The 17799-nt window shown below is 73.9% G+C and carries 14 protein-coding genes; 5 read left to right on the forward strand and 9 right to left on the reverse strand.

Annotated elements, in window-relative coordinates; translation table 11 throughout:
- Window positions 1-83: 83 nt before the first annotated feature.
- Window positions 84-896, reverse strand: coding sequence for a lipoyl(octanoyl) transferase LipB (gene lipB, locus CUT44_RS30710; RefSeq protein WP_100205183.1), 813 nt, complete (start codon window positions 894-896; stop codon window positions 84-86).
- A gap of 265 nt (window positions 897-1161) precedes the next feature.
- On the opposite strand from lipB, the gene CUT44_RS30715 reads away from it, so the two are divergent.
- Complete coding sequence (locus tag CUT44_RS30715; RefSeq protein ID WP_100205184.1) at window positions 1162-2676, forward strand: regulator; 1515 nt, start codon at window positions 1162-1164, stop codon at window positions 2674-2676.
- 196 nt (window positions 2677-2872) lie between these two features.
- On the opposite strand, the gene CUT44_RS30720 is transcribed toward CUT44_RS30715, so the two are convergent.
- Both CUT44_RS30720 and CUT44_RS30725 read right to left on the reverse strand, forming a co-directional pair.
- Entirely contained in the window at window positions 2873-4243 is a 1371-nt protein-coding gene (locus CUT44_RS30720; RefSeq protein WP_100205185.1) for an FAD-dependent oxidoreductase, read from the reverse strand.
- A 194-nt stretch (window positions 4244-4437) separates the two neighbouring features.
- Entirely contained in the window at window positions 4438-5328 is an 891-nt protein-coding gene (locus CUT44_RS30725) for a TIGR01777 family oxidoreductase (protein WP_100205186.1), read from the reverse strand.
- Window positions 5329-5378: 50 nt separating this feature from the next.
- Here CUT44_RS30725 and CUT44_RS30730 point away from each other — a divergent pair, with 50 nt between their 5' ends.
- A complete protein-coding gene (locus tag CUT44_RS30730; protein WP_100205187.1) occupies window positions 5379-5966 on the forward strand; it encodes a GNAT family N-acetyltransferase in 588 nt (195 codons plus the stop codon).
- Here CUT44_RS30730 and CUT44_RS30735 read toward each other — a convergent pair.
- Window positions 5947-6474 (reverse strand): DUF4240 domain-containing protein, encoded by a 528-nt coding sequence (locus CUT44_RS30735; RefSeq protein ID WP_100205188.1) that lies wholly within the window; start codon window positions 6472-6474, stop codon window positions 5947-5949. The two genes, CUT44_RS30730 and CUT44_RS30735, sit on opposite strands and share 20 nt — an antisense overlap.
- A gap of 163 nt (window positions 6475-6637) precedes the next feature.
- On the opposite strand from CUT44_RS30735, the gene CUT44_RS30740 reads away from it, so the two are divergent.
- The gene (locus tag CUT44_RS30740) at window positions 6638-7600 is read left to right on the forward strand and encodes an SDR family oxidoreductase (protein WP_100205189.1); all 963 of its coding nucleotides are present in this window, start codon (window positions 6638-6640) and stop codon (window positions 7598-7600) included.
- Window positions 7601-7632: 32 nt separating this feature from the next.
- Here CUT44_RS30740 and CUT44_RS30745 read toward each other — a convergent pair whose 3' ends face one another.
- Window positions 7633-8649 carry a helix-turn-helix transcriptional regulator gene (locus tag CUT44_RS30745; RefSeq protein ID WP_100205190.1) on the reverse strand — a complete coding sequence of 339 codons (1017 nt, stop codon included), beginning with the start codon at window positions 8647-8649 and terminating at the stop codon, window positions 7633-7635.
- 155 nt (window positions 8650-8804) lie between these two features.
- Between CUT44_RS30745 and CUT44_RS30750 the strand changes: the two genes are divergently transcribed.
- Window positions 8805-10349 (forward strand): sodium-dependent transporter, encoded by a 1545-nt coding sequence (locus tag CUT44_RS30750; RefSeq protein WP_100205191.1) that lies wholly within the window; start codon window positions 8805-8807, stop codon window positions 10347-10349.
- Window positions 10349-10483: a methionine/alanine import family NSS transporter small subunit gene (locus CUT44_RS30755; protein WP_100205192.1), complete on the forward strand. Its 135-nt coding sequence runs from the start codon at window positions 10349-10351 to the stop codon at window positions 10481-10483. Before CUT44_RS30750 ends, CUT44_RS30755 begins: the two co-directional genes overlap by 1 nt.
- Window positions 10484-10555: 72 nt before the next feature.
- On the opposite strand, the gene aceE is transcribed toward CUT44_RS30755, so the two are convergent.
- From aceE to lpdA, 4 genes are all read right to left on the reverse strand, one after another.
- Entirely contained in the window at window positions 10556-13261 is a 2706-nt protein-coding gene (gene aceE / locus CUT44_RS30760; RefSeq protein WP_100205193.1) for a pyruvate dehydrogenase (acetyl-transferring), homodimeric type, read from the reverse strand.
- Window positions 13262-13418: 157 nt separating this feature from the next.
- A complete protein-coding gene (locus CUT44_RS30765; protein WP_100205194.1) occupies window positions 13419-14042 on the reverse strand; it encodes a GntR family transcriptional regulator in 624 nt (207 codons plus the stop codon).
- A 131-nt stretch (window positions 14043-14173) separates the two neighbouring features.
- Entirely contained in the window at window positions 14174-16024 is a 1851-nt protein-coding gene (sucB, locus tag CUT44_RS30770) for a 2-oxoglutarate dehydrogenase, E2 component, dihydrolipoamide succinyltransferase (protein WP_100205195.1), read from the reverse strand.
- 59 nt (window positions 16025-16083) lie between these two features.
- A complete protein-coding gene (gene lpdA / locus CUT44_RS30775; RefSeq protein ID WP_199185895.1) occupies window positions 16084-17472 on the reverse strand; it encodes a dihydrolipoyl dehydrogenase in 1389 nt (462 codons plus the stop codon).
- Window positions 17473-17799 lie beyond the last annotated feature (327 nt).

Raw genomic sequence — 17799 nt, forward strand, 5'->3', positions numbered from 1 at the left:
CCCTTTTCCGTGGTTCTCCGTGTTGCCTGTGGCATTGCCTTCGAATGTGCGGCGAACACCAGCCTACGCCCCGGGTTTCGCAGTCAGACGGCCCGGGGCACCGGCTCGGCCGACTCCAGCACCGCGCGCAGCTGCTTCTCCACCACGGGCAGCACCTCGCCGACCGTCACCCTCCGGCCCAGCTCCCGGGAGATGGAGGTGACCCCCGCGTCCCGGATGCCGCACGGCACGATGCGGTCGAACCAGGTGGTGTCGGAGTCGCAGGTGAGGGCGAAGCCGTGCATGGTGACGCCCTTGGCGACGCGGACGCCGATCGCGGCGAGCTTGCGGTCCTCGCCGCGCTGGCCGGCGTTGGAGGGCGCGTACTGCGGGCCGCTGAGCCGCGGGTCGAACTCGCCCTCCTCGTCCGCCTTCGGCGAGGAGGGGCCCACGCCGCGGAGGCGCGGGTCGAGGTCCAGCTCCAGCCCGCCCGGCGCGGGCTTCTTCGCCGGGTCGCCCAGCACCCACACCCCGCTGCGGCCCTCGATCCGGGTGGTGGCCAGACCGAACTCCGCGCAGGTGCGGATGAGCGCCTCCTCCAGCCGCCGTACGTGGGCGACGACGTCCACCGGGCGGGGCAGTTTGATGATCGGGTAGCCGACGAGCTGGCCGGGGCCGTGCCAGGTGATCCTGCCGCCGCGGTCCACGTCCACCACGGGCGTGCCGTCCAGCGGGCGCTCGCTGTCCGCGGTGCGGCGTCCGGCGGTGTAGACCGGCTGGTGCTCCAGCAGCAGACAGGTGTCGGGGATCTCGTCGGCGAAGCGCGCCGCGTGGACCTCGCGCTGCCGCTGCCAGGCCTGCCGGTACTCCACGGCCTCGTCGCCGAACCCCAGGTGGACAAAGCGCAGCTCGCGCACGGCGGGACCCTCCTCGCGGTCGGTCGGGCGCCGCCGCGGGCCGCGGCGGTACCCGGCAGCAACTCTACGGCGCCCGGCCGGACGGCGGTGCCCGGCCGCCGTCCGGCCGGTCCCGGCCGTGGTGTGCCGGCCCCTCACACGTATGGATGAAACCTGCGCCCAGACCCCCGGAAGGCCGCCTCGGAAAGCTACATTCGCGCCGTTCCGGCAGGGCGCCCCGGCGGCTGCCGTACCTAGAGCCGTCAGGCAGGAGACCGCAGAGCAGATGTCGACGGAACGACCTGGGAAACCCTCCCAGCGCACCCCCAACCGCCAGCTGGCCGCGCTCATCGCGGAGGCCGGGTTCTCCAACGCCGGGCTCGCGCGGCGGGTCGACCAACTCGGGTTGGAGCACGGACTGGACCTCCGCTACGACAAGACCTCCGTGACCCGCTGGCTCCGCGGCCAGCAGCCGCGCGGCACCACCCCCGCGCTGATCGCCGAGGTCTTCACCCGCCGTCTGGGCCGCCGACTCACCGCCCAGGACCTGGGGCTGGACGCGTGCGCGCCGGTCTACGCCGGGCTGGAGTTCGCGGCCACCCCCGGCGAGGCGGTGGACATCGTCGGCGGCCTGTGGCGCAAGGACAGCGGCAGCCACGCCGAGCTGCGGAAGATCGCCTTCACCCCGGCCGGGCTGGTGGTGCCCAGCCGGGACTGGCTGATCGGCCGCCCGGACGAGCGCGTCGCGCGCGGCGAGCCCGGCCCCGAGCCGGCCGCCCCGCGGGTACCCCCGCAGGTGCGCGGCCCGGCGGGCGGGCCGCCGCCCGGCGTCCCGCGGACGCACCGTGCCGACAGCCGGGCCGACAGCCGGGCCGACGGGGTGGAACGCGGCCCCGGGCAGCGGGTCACCCCGGGGGACGTCGCCGCGCTGCGCTCGGTCGGCGAACTGTTCCGCACCCTCGACCACGCCTACGGCGGCGGGCACGCCCGCCAGGCGCTGGTGCGCTACCTGGAGCACGAGGCCGAGCCGATGCTGCGCGGCACCTACGGGGAGCAGACCGGCCGCCGGCTGTTCGGGGCGGTGGCCGACCTGACCCGGCTGGCGGGCTGGACGGCGTACGACATCGCCGCCCACGGGCTGGCGCAGCGCTACTTCGTACAGGCGCTGCGGCTCTCCCAGGCCGCCGGGGACCGGGCGTACGGCAGCTACGTCCTGGCGACGATGAGCAGACAGGCGGTGTACCTCGGGCACGGCCGGGAGGCCGTGCAGCTGGCGCGGGTCGCCCAGCAGGGCGTCGGATCCTCGGTGCCGCCCGCCGCGCAGGCGCTGCTGCACGCGGTGGAGGCGCGCGGGCACGGGGTGCTCGGGGAGGTACGGGCCTGCACGGCGTCGCTGGCGCGGGCCGAGCGGGCACTGGAGCAGGCGCGGCCGGGGGAGGAGGTGCCGCAGTGGGTGAAGGCCTTCGACGAGGCGCACCTCGCCGACGACTTCGCGCACTGCCACCGGGACCTCCAGCAGCACCGGGCGGCGGCCCAGCACGCCGAGCGCGCCCTGCGGATGCGGTGCCCGGGGCAGATCCGCAGCCGGCTGTTCTGCCGGGTGGTGCTGGCCACGGCCCGGCTGGGGCTGGGCGACGTGGAGCAGGCGTGCGCGCTGGCCGCGGAGGCGGCGGAGCAGGCCGCCGAGCTGCGGTCGGTGCGGGCGCACGAGTACGTGCGGGACTTCGAACGCCGGCTGGAGCCGTACCGGGACGCCGCCGCGGTCCGCGGTTACCGGGAGCGGACCGCCGCCCTGAACTGACACCCCGGTCCGGCGTGCGGCCTCCGGCCGGCGCGCCGGACCACCCGCCCGGCCGCTCCGGGCCCCGGGACCGGCAGTGCCGCCGCGCCGCCACGCGGCGGCACTGTCATGTCCGCGGGTGCACCGGAGCCGTGCCGCGGGCGTCTGCCGGACGGGCGCGGGACGGTGCGCCGGCCGGAGGCGCCGGACCGGGGCGTCAGGCCGCGGCGGGCAGGGCGGGGACCGCCGGCCGTGCCCGCGGGGCGAAGTCCCGGCGGATCGCCTCCGCGGCCCGGCGGGCCGAGCGCAGCGCCCCCTGCACCCCGGCGGTGTCCCGGTGGTCGCCGCAGACGTACAGGCCGCTCAGCATCCGCACCGGGCGCCGCGGATCGTGCGGTGCGGGCGTCGCCGGGACGGCGCGGGCGTCGTGGCGGGCGGCCAGCAGCCGCCAGCGGTCCGTCGGGACCCGGTACAGCGCGGCGAGCTGGCGCCGGGCGGCCTCGTCCAGCGCGTCGGCCGGCTCGGCCGCGGCGGGGCCCAGTACCACCGAGGTGACCAGGGCACGGCCCGGCCGGACGCGGGAGGGGTCGACGGCGCTGGCGACGGCGGTGTACGTCACCGGGCCGCGCCGGTCGGCGTCGAGCAGCAGCAGCGGTTCGGCCGCCGGTGCCCCGGGGCCCGCCGGATCCCCCACCGCGTGGTGCAGCACGGTGACCGGGTGGAACCGCGGTACCCGCAGCCCCGGCAGCAGCCGCGCCGCCTCGTGCGCGCCGGTGGCGATGAGCACCGCGCGGCAGTGGACGGTGCCGTGCCCGCGCGTCACCACGGCGTTCGTGGCCACCGACAGGACGTGCACCCCGGTGCGCACGGTGCCCGGGGGCAGCCCGGCCGCCAGCAGCCGGGGGACGGCCGAGACGCCGCCGGCGGGCAGGAACAGGCCGCCGCGGGCGAAGCCGCGCAGTGCCAGGTCGCCGACGCGGCTGGAGGTCGTCAGCTCCGGATCGCACAGCAGCGCGCCGAGCAGGGCCCGCAGCGGATCCTCACAGGCGTGGGGGGCCGTGCCGCGGACGGCCAGGGCCTGGGCGGCGGACAGCTCGGGCCGCCTGCTCAGCCGCTCGGCGGGGGTCGTGGCGAGCCGGTTGAGCTGGGCGCGCAGCCGGGCCAGGTCCAGCGCGCCGCCGAGTGAGCCCGCCGGGATCCCCGGCACACCGCGTGTGCCGCGGCCGGTCCGGACGTGCCGGGTGGTGCGGGGCGCCCCGATCCGCAGCCGCCGGCCGCCGCTGCGGATGACGACCCCGGAGGAGAAGGGGCGCAGGACGAGCCGTTCCAGACCGGGGCAGTGGCGCAGCTCGGAGCCCTCGGACCACGGCAGCGGGCCGCCGTCCAGCCGGTAGCCGTCCACCTCCTCGGTCACCGGACGGCCGCCGATCCGGTCGGCGGCCTCCAGGACGGTGACCCGCAGCCCGGCGCGGATCAGATGGTGCGCGGCGGCCAGGCCCGCCGGGCCCGCGCCGATGACGGCGACATCGGGTATGCCGGGCGAGGTGCCGGGAACGCCGGTCTCCGGTCGGAGTTCGCTGCCGAACATGTGTCCTCCCCTGGTCGGCGCGACCGCGCGACGATGCGCGTCCGCAGGGTTACTGCCCGTAGGAGACGCGTTCGATTCGCGTGCTCCGTCCGACCCTAGGGGCCCGGAAAGTGCTGGAAAGCGCGCACGAACCGGGCACGGTCGCACAACCGGCGCACGCAGTCGCACAGCCGGCGTACGCAGGTGCGCCCGGCTCAGCGCAGCGCCGCCCGGATGGCGTCCTCGATCCCGGGGAAGGCGAACCTGAAACCGGACTCCAGCAGCCGCCGGGGCAGCACCCGCTGGCTGCCCAGCACATCCGTGGAGAACTCGCCCAGCACCGTCCGCAGCACGGGCGCGGGCACCCACAGCAGGGCCGGCCGGCGCAGCACCCGGCCCATCGCGGCGGCCACCTCGCGCTGGGTGACCGGTTCGGGGGCGGTGAGGTTGACCGGCCCGGACAGCTCCTCGGCGTCCAGCAGGTGCCGCAGCGCGGCGATGTGGTCGTGCAGCGCGATATGGCTCCAGTACTGCCGGCCGCTGCCCAGCCGGCCGCCGAGCCCCGCCCGGAAGATCGGGAACAGCCGTCCCCAGGCGCCGCCGGAGCGCGAGACCACCAGCCCGGTGCGGGCGTACACGGTACGGATGCCCGCCTCCTCGGCCGCCGCCGCGGCCTCCTCCCACTCCTGGCAGACGTCGGCGAGGAAGCCGTGCCCGGGCGGCGCGCCCTCGTCCACGGCGCGGTCGCCGGTGTCGCCGTAGTAGCCGACGGCGGTGCCGACCACCAGGGTGTGCGGCGGGGTGTCGAGCGAGGCGACGGCCTCGGCGATCGCGGCGGTCCCCAGCACCCGGCTGTCCCGGATCCTCCGCTTGTAGGCCTCCGTCCAGCGGCTGTCCCCGACGCCCGCGCCCGCCAGGTGCACCACGGCCTCGCAGCCCGCCAGCGCGGCGGTGTCCACGTACTGGCCCTCGGGGTTCCACTCCACCTCGTCGCCGGCCCGCGCCGGGCGCCGCACCAGACGCACCACCTCGTGGCCGTCCGTGTGCAGGGAGCGGAGGAGGGCCTGACCGATGAGACCGGAGGAGCCGGTGATCGCGATACGCATGGGCCCATCCTGATGGACTCCCGGGGCGGGGGCGAGGCACAGTGGCCCACATGTCAGCCTCCGTGCCGGCCCGAGCGCCGGAGCCGCCCCTGGTACGGCCCGCCACCGAGGGGGACGGGACGGCCCTCGGCGAGCTCGACCGGCGTACCTGGTCGCCGCTGCACGCGGTCCTGCCCCGGCCGCGGCCGCCGTACGACCCGTTCTTCGACTCCGCCCACCCGCCCGGGGAGTTCCTCGTCGCCGAGTCGGGCGGGCGGCTGGTGGGATACGTCCGGCTGACGTCGGCCGGCGGGCTCGCCGCCAGGGCCCACATCCGCCGGATCCAGGGCCTGGCGGTGGACGACCGGGCGCGCGGCAGGGGGGTGGGCCGGGCGCTGGTGCGGGCCGCGCTGGCCGAGGCGCGGCGGCAGGGCGCCTCCCGGATCACCCTGGGAGTGCTGGGCCACAACGCGCCCGCGCGGGCGCTCTACGCCTCCGAGGGCTTCGCGGTGGAGGGCGTGCTGCCCGGGGAGTTCCTGCTGGAGACCGGCTTCGCGGACGGCGTGCTGATGGGGCGCTCCCTCGGCGCCGCGGCACCGGACGCCGTCCCCGGCGCACCGTCCGGCACCGCCCCCGGCGTCACTCCGAGGGCTCCCTGAACCGCTCCCACAGCCGGGGGAAGCGGGCGGCCAGGGCGCGGTCGTTCTCGAAGGGCGGCGCGGTGCCCTCCGGCTCCGGGGGCGGGTCGGGCAGGTCCAGTTCGGGCAGCGGGCCGCCGGTGAGCTGCTCGTAGGCGTCATAGGCGGCGCAGCCGAGGTCCCCTCCCTCGCCGTCCACGTCCGGGTCGAAGTCGTCCAGCAGTCCGGCGAGCGCCTCCGGGTCGTGCAGCGCGCCCTCGAACACCTTCCGGCCCTGGCCCACCAGCCAGCAGCGGAAGGCGTCGAAGACGTCGTCGCCGGCCCCGTCGAGCAGCACCCAGGCCGCGCCCCACAGTTCCCAGCGCCAGGCCCGGTTGACCCGGGTCTCGAAGTGGCGGGCGAAGTCCACGACGGTCTCCGGGTCGAGCCGGGTCAGCCTCTCGACGAGGATTTCGGCGTGGTCCACCGGATCGCCTCCGGCGGCCTCGCGGGTCTCGTCGACCAGCTCCCAGAACTCCGTCTCGTGCATCGTCACGCCACCAGCATCCGGCGCGCCGACCCGCTCCGCACGCGCAACGCCGGGACGGCGGGACACGGGGACGGAACGGAGGACGAACCCGCCGGAAAACCCGACAGAAGGTGTCCGGTATCGGTGGCAGCGTGCCGGTGTGAACGACTGGAGGAGCACGCACATGAGCACGGAGACGGCACGTACGGCACCGGCCGCGCGGGCGGCGGCACCGGGGGCCCTGAACGGCAAGGTGGCCCTGGTGGCGGGAGCCACCCGGGGCGCGGGCCGGGCGATGGCCGTGGAACTGGGCCGGGCGGGCGCGACGGTGTACGTCACCGGCCGCACCACCCGGGAGAGCGTCAGCGAGGTGGGCCGCCCGACCGAGACCATCGAGGGGACCGCCGAACTGGTCACGGCGGCCGGGGGCACCGGCATCGCGGTGCGGACCGACCACCTCGAACCGGAACAGGTACGGGCCCTGACGGAGCGGATCGACCGGGACCACGGACGGCTGGACATCCTGGTCAACGACGTCTGGGGCGGCGACCACCTGCTCGACTTCGACACGAAGGTGTGGGAGGTGGAACTGGCCAAGGGCCTGCGGATGCTGCGGCTCGGCGTGGAGACCCACCTGGTCACCAGCCACTTCGCGCTGCCGCTGCTGATCCGGCGGCCGGGCGGTCTGGTGGTGGAGGTCACCGACGGCACCGCCGAGTACCACCGGGAGCAGTACCGCGGCAACCTCTTCTTCGACCTGACCAAGAACGCCCCCATCCGGGCGGCCTTCGGCCTGGCGAAGGAGCTGGCGGAGTACGGCGGCACGGCGGTCTGCGTCTCCCCGGGCTTCCTGCGCTCGGAGGAGATGCTGGGCTTCTTCGGGGTGCGGGAGGAGAACTGGCGCGACGCGGTCGCCAAGGAGCCGCACTTCGCCATCGCCGAGTCACCCGCCTACCTCGGCCGGGCCGTGGCGGCGCTGGCGTGCGACCCGGACCGGGCGCGCTGGAACGGGCAGTCCCTCTCCAGCGGGCAGCTCGCCGTCGAGTACGGCGTCAGGGACACCGACGGCTCGCAGCCGGACGGCTGGCGCTACTTCATCGAGGTCGTCCACGGCGGCCGGGAGGCGACCGCCGAGGAGTACCGGTAGGGTCCACCGGCGGCCGCGCCACCGGTGACCGCTCACCGGTAGTGCGCCGCCATGCGCTCGGCCGCCCGCGCCATGCGCTCCCGCAGCGCGGGCGGCCCGAGCACCTCGCACTCCGGGCCGAGGGCGAGCAACTGAGTGAAGGCGACGTCCAGGGACTCCACCGGCAGGGTGACGGTGGTCCGCCCCAGCTCGTCGGTGCGGCCCCCGGCCAGCGCCTCCCCGGCCGCCGTCCGGTCGGTGGTGTACCGCAGGGTGCGCGCCCCCGCCTCCGTCAGCCGGAGGACCACGCTCTCCCGCAGGATCGAGCGGGCGAAGGCCGCGGACCGCTCCGCCCAGAAGCCGGGCAGGTCGAACTCCTCGTCCCGCCCGAAGTACTCGGCGAGCGGGACGACCGAGGCGAAGCGGTCCACCCGGTAGACACGGTGCTCACCCGGGCGCTCACCCGGGGGCTCACGGGTGCCGCCGGGGCGCCCGCCGGCGGGGACGGCGCGGGCGACGAGGTACCACACCCCCGCCTTGAGCACCAGGCCGTACGGCTCCAGCGTCCGTGCCACCGTCTCACCGTCCCCGCGGCGGTAACGGACGGCGAGGCGGCGGTCGTCCCACACGGCCTCGGCGATCACCGGCAGCTCCCCGGGTGTCTCGGGCGGCTGCCACCAGCCGGGGGCGTCCAGGTGGAAGCGCTGCGCGGCGGTGCGCGGGGCGTCGGCGAGCTCGGGGCTGAGGGCCGCCGACACCTTCAGCCGGGCCGCCGACGCCGCGTCCGCCAGGCCCATGTCGCGCAGCGCGGAGGGCACCCCGGACAGGAACAGCGCCTCCGCCTCGTCGCGCCCGAGGCCGGTCAGCCGGGTGCGGTAGCCGCCGACCAGCCGGTATCCGCCGGTACGGCCCCGGTCCGCGTAGACGGGGATGCCCGCCTCCGACAGCGCCAGGACGTCCCGGGACACCGTCCGCTCGGAGACCTCCAGTTGCTCGGCGAGTTCGGCCGCGGTCATCGAGCGGCGGTTCTGGAGGAGCAGCACCATCTTGATCAGCCGGGCAGCGCGCATGGGGCCATCATCCCGCCGGAGTACGCGGCCTCCCGCCGCGGTACGGACGAGGAACGCCACCGGGGGCGCTGTCGACACAGAGTCAGCATATAGTGACAGGATCGGAGGAACATATGTAGTGCTTTGCAAAGGAATCCGTACAGGAGAGAGCACATATGGCCACTGAATCCGGCCAGGGCCGGCCCCGTGAGGCGTGGGGGTCCCGAGCGGGCTTCCTGATGGCGGCGATCGGCTCGGCCATCGGGCTCGGCAACATCTGGCGTTTCCCGTCCGAGGCCTACAAGAACGGCGGCGGGGCGTTCCTGCTGCCCTATCTGCTCGCCCTGCTGACCGCGGGACTCCCGCTGCTGATCCTCGAGTACGTGATCGGCCGCCGGTACCGGAGGTCGCCGCCGGCCGCGTTCCGCCGGATGTCCGCACCGGCACAGGTGATCGGCTGGTGGCAGGTGGCGATCTGCTGCGTCATCGCCGCCTACTACGCCGTCATCCTCGCCTGGGCCGTGCGCTACGTCGGATTCTCCGTCGGCGAGCGCTGGGGGGACGACCCGGACGCCTTCTTCTTCGGGGACTTCCTGGGCACCGCCGAGCAGCCGGGGTGGATCTCCTCCTACGTCGGCGGGGTGTTCTGGCCGCTGCTGGTCATCTGGATCGCCGTCCTGGTGATCCTGGCCCTCGGCGTGCGGCGGGGCATCGAGCTGGCCAACCGGATCTTCATCCCGCTGCTGGTGCTCTTCTTCGCCGCCCTGGTGATCCGGGCGGTCACCCTGGACGGCGCGGCCACCGGTCTGGACGCACTGTTCTCACCCGACTGGGAAGCACTGACCAGGGGCAGTGTCTGGGTGGCGGCCTACGGGCAGATCTTCTTCTCGCTCTCGGTCGGCTTCGGCATCATGATCACCTATGCCTCCTACCTGCGCCGCCGCGCCGACCTCACCGGCTCCGCGCTGGTCGCCGGGTTCGCCAACAGCTCCTTCGAGATCCTGGCGGGCATCGGGGTCTTCGCCACGCTCGGCTTCCTGTCGCTGAACACCGGCACGCCGGTGGACGAGACAGTCACCAGCGGCATCGGGCTGGCCTTCGTCGCCTTCCCGACGATCATCTCCAACATGCCGCTGGGCACCCTGTTCGGGCTGCTGTTCTTCGGCTCTCTGGTGATCGCCGGACTGACCTCCCTGCTGAGCATCGTGCAGGTGCCGATCGCGGCGGTGCAGGACCGCACCGGCATCGGGCGCACCCCGGCGGTGCTGGGCGTCGGCGGGGCGATCGCGCTGGCGTCCGTCCTGCTCTTCCCGACCGACAGCGGACTGTACCTGCTGGACGCCGCCGACCACTTCATCAACCAGTACGGCATCGCGCTGGCCTCCCTGGTCGCCGTGATCACCGTCGCCTGGCTGCTGCGCCGGCTGCCGGCGCTCCAGCGGGACGCGGACGACACCTCGGCGATCCGGCTGGGTGTGTGGTGGCGCGTGGCACTCGGAGTGATCACCCCGCTGGTGCTGGGCTGGATGATGATCGACAGCCTGCGGGCCGAGTTCGACGAGAACTACGGCGGCTACGAGACCGGGTTCCTGTTCTGGGCCGGCTGGGCGGTCGCCCTCGGCGCGCTGCTCGCCGCCGTCCTGCTCTCCCTCGTTCCGTGGCGGCGCGAGAGGGAACCCGGCGGCACGGACTCGGACACGCTCTTCGAAAGGGGACGCTGATGTCGGCAGGCGCCGTCGTCATGATGATCGTCGCCATGGTCGTGGTGTGGGGCGGGCTGGTCGCGGCCCTCCTCATGCTCCGCGGCCACCCCGACGAGCAGCGGGACGGGGGCCCGGCCGGGGAGGGCGGCTGACGGGGGACCGCACGTACCCCCGCCGGCCGCCCGGCTTCCCGTACGCCCCCCGCCGGGCGCCGCGGCCGGGCCTCAGGCCAGGCCGTAGCGTTCGGCGGCCTCGCGCACCGTCTCGCGCTTGACCTCGCCGCGCCGGGCCAGCCGGTCCAGGGCGGCGACGGTCACCGACCCGGCGTCCACCCCGAAGTGGCGGCGGGCGGCCTCGCGGGTGTCCGACAGGCCGAAGCCGTCGGTGCCCAGCGAGAACCAGTCCTGCTCGACCCACGGGGCGATCTGGTCCGGCACCGCCCGCATCCAGTCGCTGACGGCGAGGACCGGGCCGGGCGCGCCGCGCAGCGCGCGGGTGACGTACGGGACCCGGTCCTCGCCCCTGAGCTGCGCCGCGTCACAGGACAGGGCGTCGCGGCGCAGCTCGCCCCAGGAGGTGGCGGACCACACGTCGGCGGTCACGCCCCAGTCGTCGGCGAGGAGGCGCTGGGCGTCCAGCGCCCAGTGGATCGCGGTGCCGGAGGCCAGCAGCTGGATCCGCGGCGCGTCGTCCCCGGCGGGGGATCCGGCGGGGGAGACGGCCGGGACGCCCTCGCGGAAGCGGTACAGCCCCTTGAGGATGCCTTCCTCGACGCCCTCCGGCATGGGTGGCTGGACCTTCGGCTCGTTGTAGACGGTCAGGTAGTAGAAGACGTTCTCCTGCCCGGGCCCGTACATCCGGCGCAGGCCGTCGCGCACGATCACCGCGATCTCGTAGGCGAACGCCGGGTCGTAGTTGAGCGAGGCCGGATTGGTGGCCGCGATCAGGTGCGAGTGGCCGTCGGCGTGCTGCAGGCCCTCGCCGGTCAGCGTGGTGCGGCCGGCCGTGGCGCCGACGACGAAGCCGCGGCCGAGCTGGTCGGCGAGCTGCCAGAACTGGTCGCCGGTCCGCTGCCAGCCGAACATCGAGTAGAAGATGTAGAACGGGATCATCGGCTCGCCGTGCGTGGCGTACGAGGTGGCGGCGGCGATGAAGTCGGCCATGGCGCCTGCCTCGGTGATCCCCTCGTTGAGGATCTGGCCGTCCGACGCCTCCTTGTAGTACATCAGCTGGTCGCGGTCGACCGGCTCGTACGTCTGGCCCTTCGGCGAGTAGATGCCCGCCGAGGGGAAGAGCGACTCCATGCCGAAGGTGCGGGCCTCGTCGGGCACGATCGGCACCCAGCGCCGCCCGGTCTCCTTGTCCCGCATCAGCTCCTTGACCAGGCGTACGAACGCCATGGTGGTGGCCATCTCCTGCTTGCCGGAGCCCTTCTCCAGGGCCGCGAAACCGCGCTCGGCGGGTTCGGGGAGGGCCGGGACCGGGTGGACGCGGCGGGCCGGTGCGGGGCCGCCGAGCGCGGCGCGGCGCTCGGCGAGGTAGCGGACCTCGGGGGAGTCGGGGCCCGGGTGGCCGTACGGCACCAGCTCGCCGTCGAGGGCGCGGTCCGGGATCGGCAGGCCGAGCAGGTCGCGCATGTCCCTGAACTCGCCGGCCGTGAGCTTCTTCATCTGGTGGTTGGCGTTCTTGGAGGCGAAGCCCGGGCCGAGGGTGTGGCCCTTGACCGTCTGCGCCAGGATCACGGTCGGCGCGCCCCTGTGCTCCAGGGCGGCCCGGTAGGCGGCGTACACCTTGCGGGGTTCGTGGCCGCCGCGCGAGGTGCCGAAGCACTCGGTGAGCTTCGCGTCGGGCAGCTTCCCGGCCAGTTCCGCCAGCGCCGGATCGGCGCCGAAGAAGTGCTCCCGGAGGTAGCCCGCGTCCCGGGTGGCGTACGTCTGGAACTGCGCGTCGGGCACTTCGCGCAGCCGCCGGACCAGGGCGCCGGTGGTGTCGAGGGCGAGCAGCTCGTCCCAGGCGGAGCCCCACAGCGTCTTGACGACGTGCCAGCCGGCGGCCCGGAACTGGGCCTCCAGCTCCTGCACGATCTTGAAGTTGGCGCGCACCGGCCCGTCGAGGCGCTGGAGGTTGCAGTTGACCACGAAGGTGAGGTTGTCCAGCCCCTCGCGTCCGGCCAGGGCCAGCGCGGCGGTCGACTCCGGCTCGTCCATCTCGCCGTCGCCGAGGAAGGCCCACACGTGCGAGCCGGAGGTGTCCTTGATGCCGCGGCCGGTCAGATAGCGGTTGAAGCGGGCCTGGTAGATCGCCGAGAGCGGGCCCAGTCCCATGGAGACGGTGGGGAACTCCCACAGCCAGGGCAGGCGGCGCGGGTGGGGGTAGGAGGGCAGTCCGTTCCCGCCCGCCTCCTGCCGGAAGTTGTCGAGCTGCGCCTCGGTCAGCCGTCCGTCGAGGAAGGCGCGGGCGTAGATGCCGGGGGAGGCGTGGCCCTGGACGTAGAGCTGGTCGCCGGAGCCCGGCGCCTCGGGTGAGGCCTTGCCGCGGAAGAAGTGGTTGAAGCCGATCTCGTACAGCCAGGCGGCGGAGGCGAAGGTGGCGATGTGGCCGCCGACGCCGAACCGGGCGCCGCGGGTGACCATGGCGGCGGCGTTCCAGCGGTTCCACGCGGTGATCCGCCGCTCCATCTCCTCGTCGCCGGGGAAGCCGGGCTCGGCGGCGGTGGGGACGGTGTTGACGTACTCCGTCTCCAGCAGCGGGGGCAGTCCCAGACCGGTGCGCCCGGCGTGCTCCAGGGTGCGCCGCAGCAGGTACGCGGCGCGGTGCGGACCGGCCTCACGGGTGACGGCGTCGAGGGACTCGGCCCACTCGGCGGTCTCCTCACGGTCGCGGTCCACGAGCTGGTCCAGTTCGCTGGACCGGCGTTCGGCGTCGGACATGGTGACCGCCTTCCGGAGGGAGGGGGAGTCGGCAGGGGAGGGCAGGGGCGGGATGCGCCGTGCCCGGAGCCGACTGTAAGTCATCGATCGATGATCGATCAAAGCATCCGGAGGAAAAAGGTGCCTCCCGTTCAAAATTGACATTCAGTGTCAGTGGCTAGGCACGGGGTGCACACCCCAGGACGTGTTCCTTGACCAGCTCGCCCACCCGCGGGTCACGCCGCCGGAACGCCTCGACGACCGCCTCGTGCTCCTCGGCGTACGACTGCTGCCGGGTGCCCAGCCAGCGGATGGCGAGCGTCGTCCACACTCCGATGCCCAGCGACTCCCAGGTGTGCAGCAGCACGCTGTTGCCCGCCGCGCGGACCAGCTCCCGGTGGAAGGCCACCGTGTGCCGCACCTGCGCCTCCCCGTCCCCGGCGCGGTCGGCCCCGTACAGCAGCGCCACCTGGTCCGCCAGCGCCGAGACGTCCTCGGCCAGCCGGCCGGCGGCCAGCTCGGCGGCGATCTGCTCCAGCCCGGCCCGCACCGGATAGATCTCCTCCAGATCGGCCGCGGTCAGGTTCCGCACCCGCGCGCCCTTGTTCGGAGCCGACTCGATCAGCCGCAGTGCCTCCAGCTCGCGCAGCGCCTCGCGTACGGGTGTCTGGCTGACCTGCAGCTCCACCGCGATCCGGCGCTCCACCACGCGCTCGCCCGGCTTCCAGCGCCCCTGGACGATGCCCTCCACGATGTGCTCACGGATCTGCTCGCGCAGGGAATGGACGACGGGCGGGGCCATGGACTGCTCCTTGCGGGCTCGTGGCGGGAGACCAACGACGATACGGCGGGACCACCGCGGCGGACACGGTGGCGGACACGGCGGTGCCCCCGCCCGGCATCTGCCGGACGGGGGCACGACCGGGGGAGCGGTCAGAGACCGAGCTCGCCCTCGAACTCACCGGCCTCCAGCCGGGCCTTGACATCCGCCAGGTAGCGGGCGGCGTCCGCGCCGTCGACCAGCTGGTGGTCGTAGGACAGGGTCAGGTAGACCATGTCCCGGACGGCGATGGTCTCGCCCAGCTCCGGGTGGTCGATCACGACCGGACGGCGCACGGTGGCACCGATGCCCAGCTCGGCCACCTGCGGGTAGTTCACGATGATCGTGTCGAACAGCGCGCCGCGCGAACCGGTGTTGCTGATCGTGAACGTGCCGCCGGACATGTCGTCCGGGCCGAGCTTGCCGGTGCGGACCTTGCCCGCCAGCTCCGCCGTCTTCTTGGCGATGCCGGCCAGGTTCAGGTCGCCCGCGCCCTTGATGACCGGGACCATCAGGCCCTTCTCCGAGTCCACCGCGATGCCGACGTTCTCGACGTCGTGGTAGGTCACGGTGCCGTCGTCGTTGATCTTGGCGTTGATGGCCGGGTGGGCCTTCAGCGCCTCGGCGGCGGCCTTGACGAAGAACGGCATCGGGGAGAGCTTGACGCCCTCGCGGGCCAGGAACTCCTCCTTGGCCCGGGCCCGCAGCCGCATGATCCGGGTGACGTCCGCCTCGACCACGGTGGAGAGCTGCGCCTGGCTGTGCAGCGCCTTCATCATGTTCTTGGCGATGACCTTGCGGATGCGGGTCATCGGCACCGTCTGGCCGCGCAGCTGCGAGGCGGCGGCCGGCGCCGTGGCGGCCCGCCCGCCCGCCGGCGCGGCCGGGGCCGAGGCGGCCTTGGCCTTGGCGGCCTCGGCCGCGGCGAGAACGTCCTGCTTGCGGACCCGGCCGCCGACGCCGGTGCCCTTGACGGTGGACAGGTCGATGCCGTTCTCGGCGGCGAGCTTGCGCACCAGCGGGGTCACATAGGCGCCCGCGCCACCCGAGGGTGCCTGCTGCGGCGCGGCCGGGGCCGGGGCGGGCGCGGGTGCCGACGGGGTCGGGGCGGGCGCCGGGGTCTCCCGCTGCTGCGGAGCCGGAGCGGTCGGCGCCTGCGGCTCGGGCTGCTGCCGGGCCTGCGGCTGCGGTTCGGGCTGGGCCTGGGCCTGCGGCTCCGGCTCGGGGGCCGGCTCCGGCTGCGGTTCGGGCTGCGCCTGCGGTTCGGGCTGCGCCTGCTGGGCGGGAGCGGCACCGGCGGCACCGATCACGGCCAGCTTGGCGCCGACCTCGGCGGTCTCGTCCTCGCCCACCAGGATCTCCACCAGGGTGCCCGAGGCGGGGGAGGGGATCTCGGTGTCGACCTTGTCGGTCGAGACCTCCAGCAGTGGCTCGTCGGCCTCGACCTCCTCCCCGACCGACTTCAGCCAGCGGGTGACGGTGCCCTCGGTGACGCTCTCGCCGAGCGCGGGCAGCACCACGTCGGTGCCCTCCGCCGAGCCGCCGCCCTGAGCCTGCGGTTCCGGCTGCTGCTGGGCCTGCGGCTGCTGCTGCGGCTCGGGCTGGGCCTGCGGCTCCGGCTCGGGCTGCTGCTCCGGTTCCGGCTCGGCGGCCGGGGCCGCGGCCTGCTCCGGAGCGGGCGACTCGGCCGGGGCGCCACCGCCTTCCCCTGCCTGCGGCGGGGATGCCCCGTCGTCGATGACGGCCAGCTCGGCGCCGACCTCGACCGTCTCGTCCTCGCCCACCTTGATGGCGGACAGGACACCGGAGGCGGGGGAGGGGATCTCGGTGTCGACCTTGTCGGTCGAGACCTCCAGCAGTGGCTCGTCGGCCTCGACGTGTTCACCCTCGGCCTTCAGCCAACGGGTGACGGTGCCCTCGGTGACGCTCTCGCCGAGCGCCGGAAGGGTTACGGAAACCGCCATGGTTTCGGTTGCTCCTAACGAAAAGTGCGGACGTCGCGATGCTGCCGCGCCCGGAAGGGTCAGTCGTGGGAGTGCAGCGGCTTGCCGGCCAGCGCCAGGTGCGCCTCGCCGAGTGCCTCGTTCTGCGTCGGGTGCGCGTGGACGAGCTGCGCGACCTCGGCGGGCAGTGCCTCCCAGTTGTAGATGAGCTGGGCCTCACCGACCTGCTCACCCATCCGGTCACCGACCATGTGGACGCCGACCACGGCACCGTCACGGACCTGGACGAGCTTGATCTCGCCCTGCGTCTTGAGGATCTTGCTCCGGCCGTTCCCCCCGAGGTTGTACTTCAGTGTCACGACCTTGTCCGCGCCGTGGATCTCCTTGGCCTTGGCCTCGGTGATGCCGACGGAGGCGACCTCCGGCTGGCTGTACGTCACGCGGGGCACACCGTCGTAGTCGATCGGCACGACGTCCAGCCCGGCGAGCCGCTCGGCCACCAGGATGCCCTCGGCGAAGCCGACGTGCGCGAGCTGGAGGGTGGGGATGAGGTCGCCGACGGCGGAGACGGTCGGCACGTTGGTGCGGCAGTACTCGTCGACCAGGACGTAGCCGCGGTCCATGCCGACCCCGGCCTCCTCGTAGCCCAGGCCCTGCGAGACCGGGCCGCGGCCGATGGCGACGAGCAGCAGCTCGGCCTCGTACTCCTTGCCGTTGGCGAGGGTGACCTTGACACCGTCCTGGGTGTACTCGGCCTTCTCGAAGAAGGAGCCGAGCGAGAACTTGATGCCGCGCTTGCGGAAGGCGCGCTCCAGCAGCTTGGAGCTGTTCTCGTCCTCGGCGGGCACCAGGTGGGGCAGGCCCTCGACGATGGTGACCTCGGTGCCGAAGGACTTCCAGGCGGAGGCGAACTCGCAGCCGATGACGCCGCCGCCCAGGATGACGGCGGACTGCGGCACCCGGTCCAGGGTCAGCGCGTGGTCGGAGCTGATGATCCGGTTGCCGTCGATCTCCAGGCCCGGGATCGACTTGGGCACCGAGCCGGTGGCGAGCAGGATGTGCCGCCCCTCGTAGCGCTGCCCGTTCACCTCGACGGAGGTGGGGGAGGACAGCCGGCCCTCGCCCTCCACATAAGTGATCTTGCGCGAGGCGATCAGCCCCTGCAGACCCTTGTACAGGCCGGAGACCACGCCGTCCTTGTACTTGTGGACGGCGGCCATGTCGATGCCCTCGAAGGTGGCCCGGACACCGAACCCGGCGCTCTCCCGGGCCTGGTCGGCGATCTCACCGGCGTGCAGCAGGGCCTTCGTGGGGATGCATCCGTAGTGCAGACAGGTACCGCCGACCTTGTCCTTCTCGATCAGGGCGACGTCCAGACCCAGCTGCGAAGCCCGCAGGGCAGCGGCATAGCCGCCGCTACCGCCCCCGAGGATCACTAGGTCGAAAACGGTGCTGGCGTCGTTCGCCACGTCACGTCCTCCATGCATGGGTACGCCGGAGCCGGTCCATCGGAGACCGGGCGGCTTTATTTCGGCCGCTTCTTGCTCGGCCCTGTGGGTTGAGCGGGCCCTGTCCTGCCGGGACAACATCTTTGCACTTGTTCCCCGGCGGTGGGACGCCGGGCCGCCGTCCGAACCGCTCACACCTGCCTGAACAGGAGGATTGAGAGAGGGGCACGCGTGTCTACCCGGCAGTAGTCCGACCGGGATCGCTCAGGGCGAACACCGGGCCGGTGCGGGGCGCCGGACCGGCCCTCGTCTTCCCCGTCCCGGCCGGTTTCATGTGCCGGGCGTCCA

The organism is Streptomyces carminius (assembly GCF_002794255.1).
In the GTDB taxonomy this organism is placed as follows: domain Bacteria; phylum Actinomycetota; class Actinomycetes; order Streptomycetales; family Streptomycetaceae; genus Streptomyces; species Streptomyces carminius.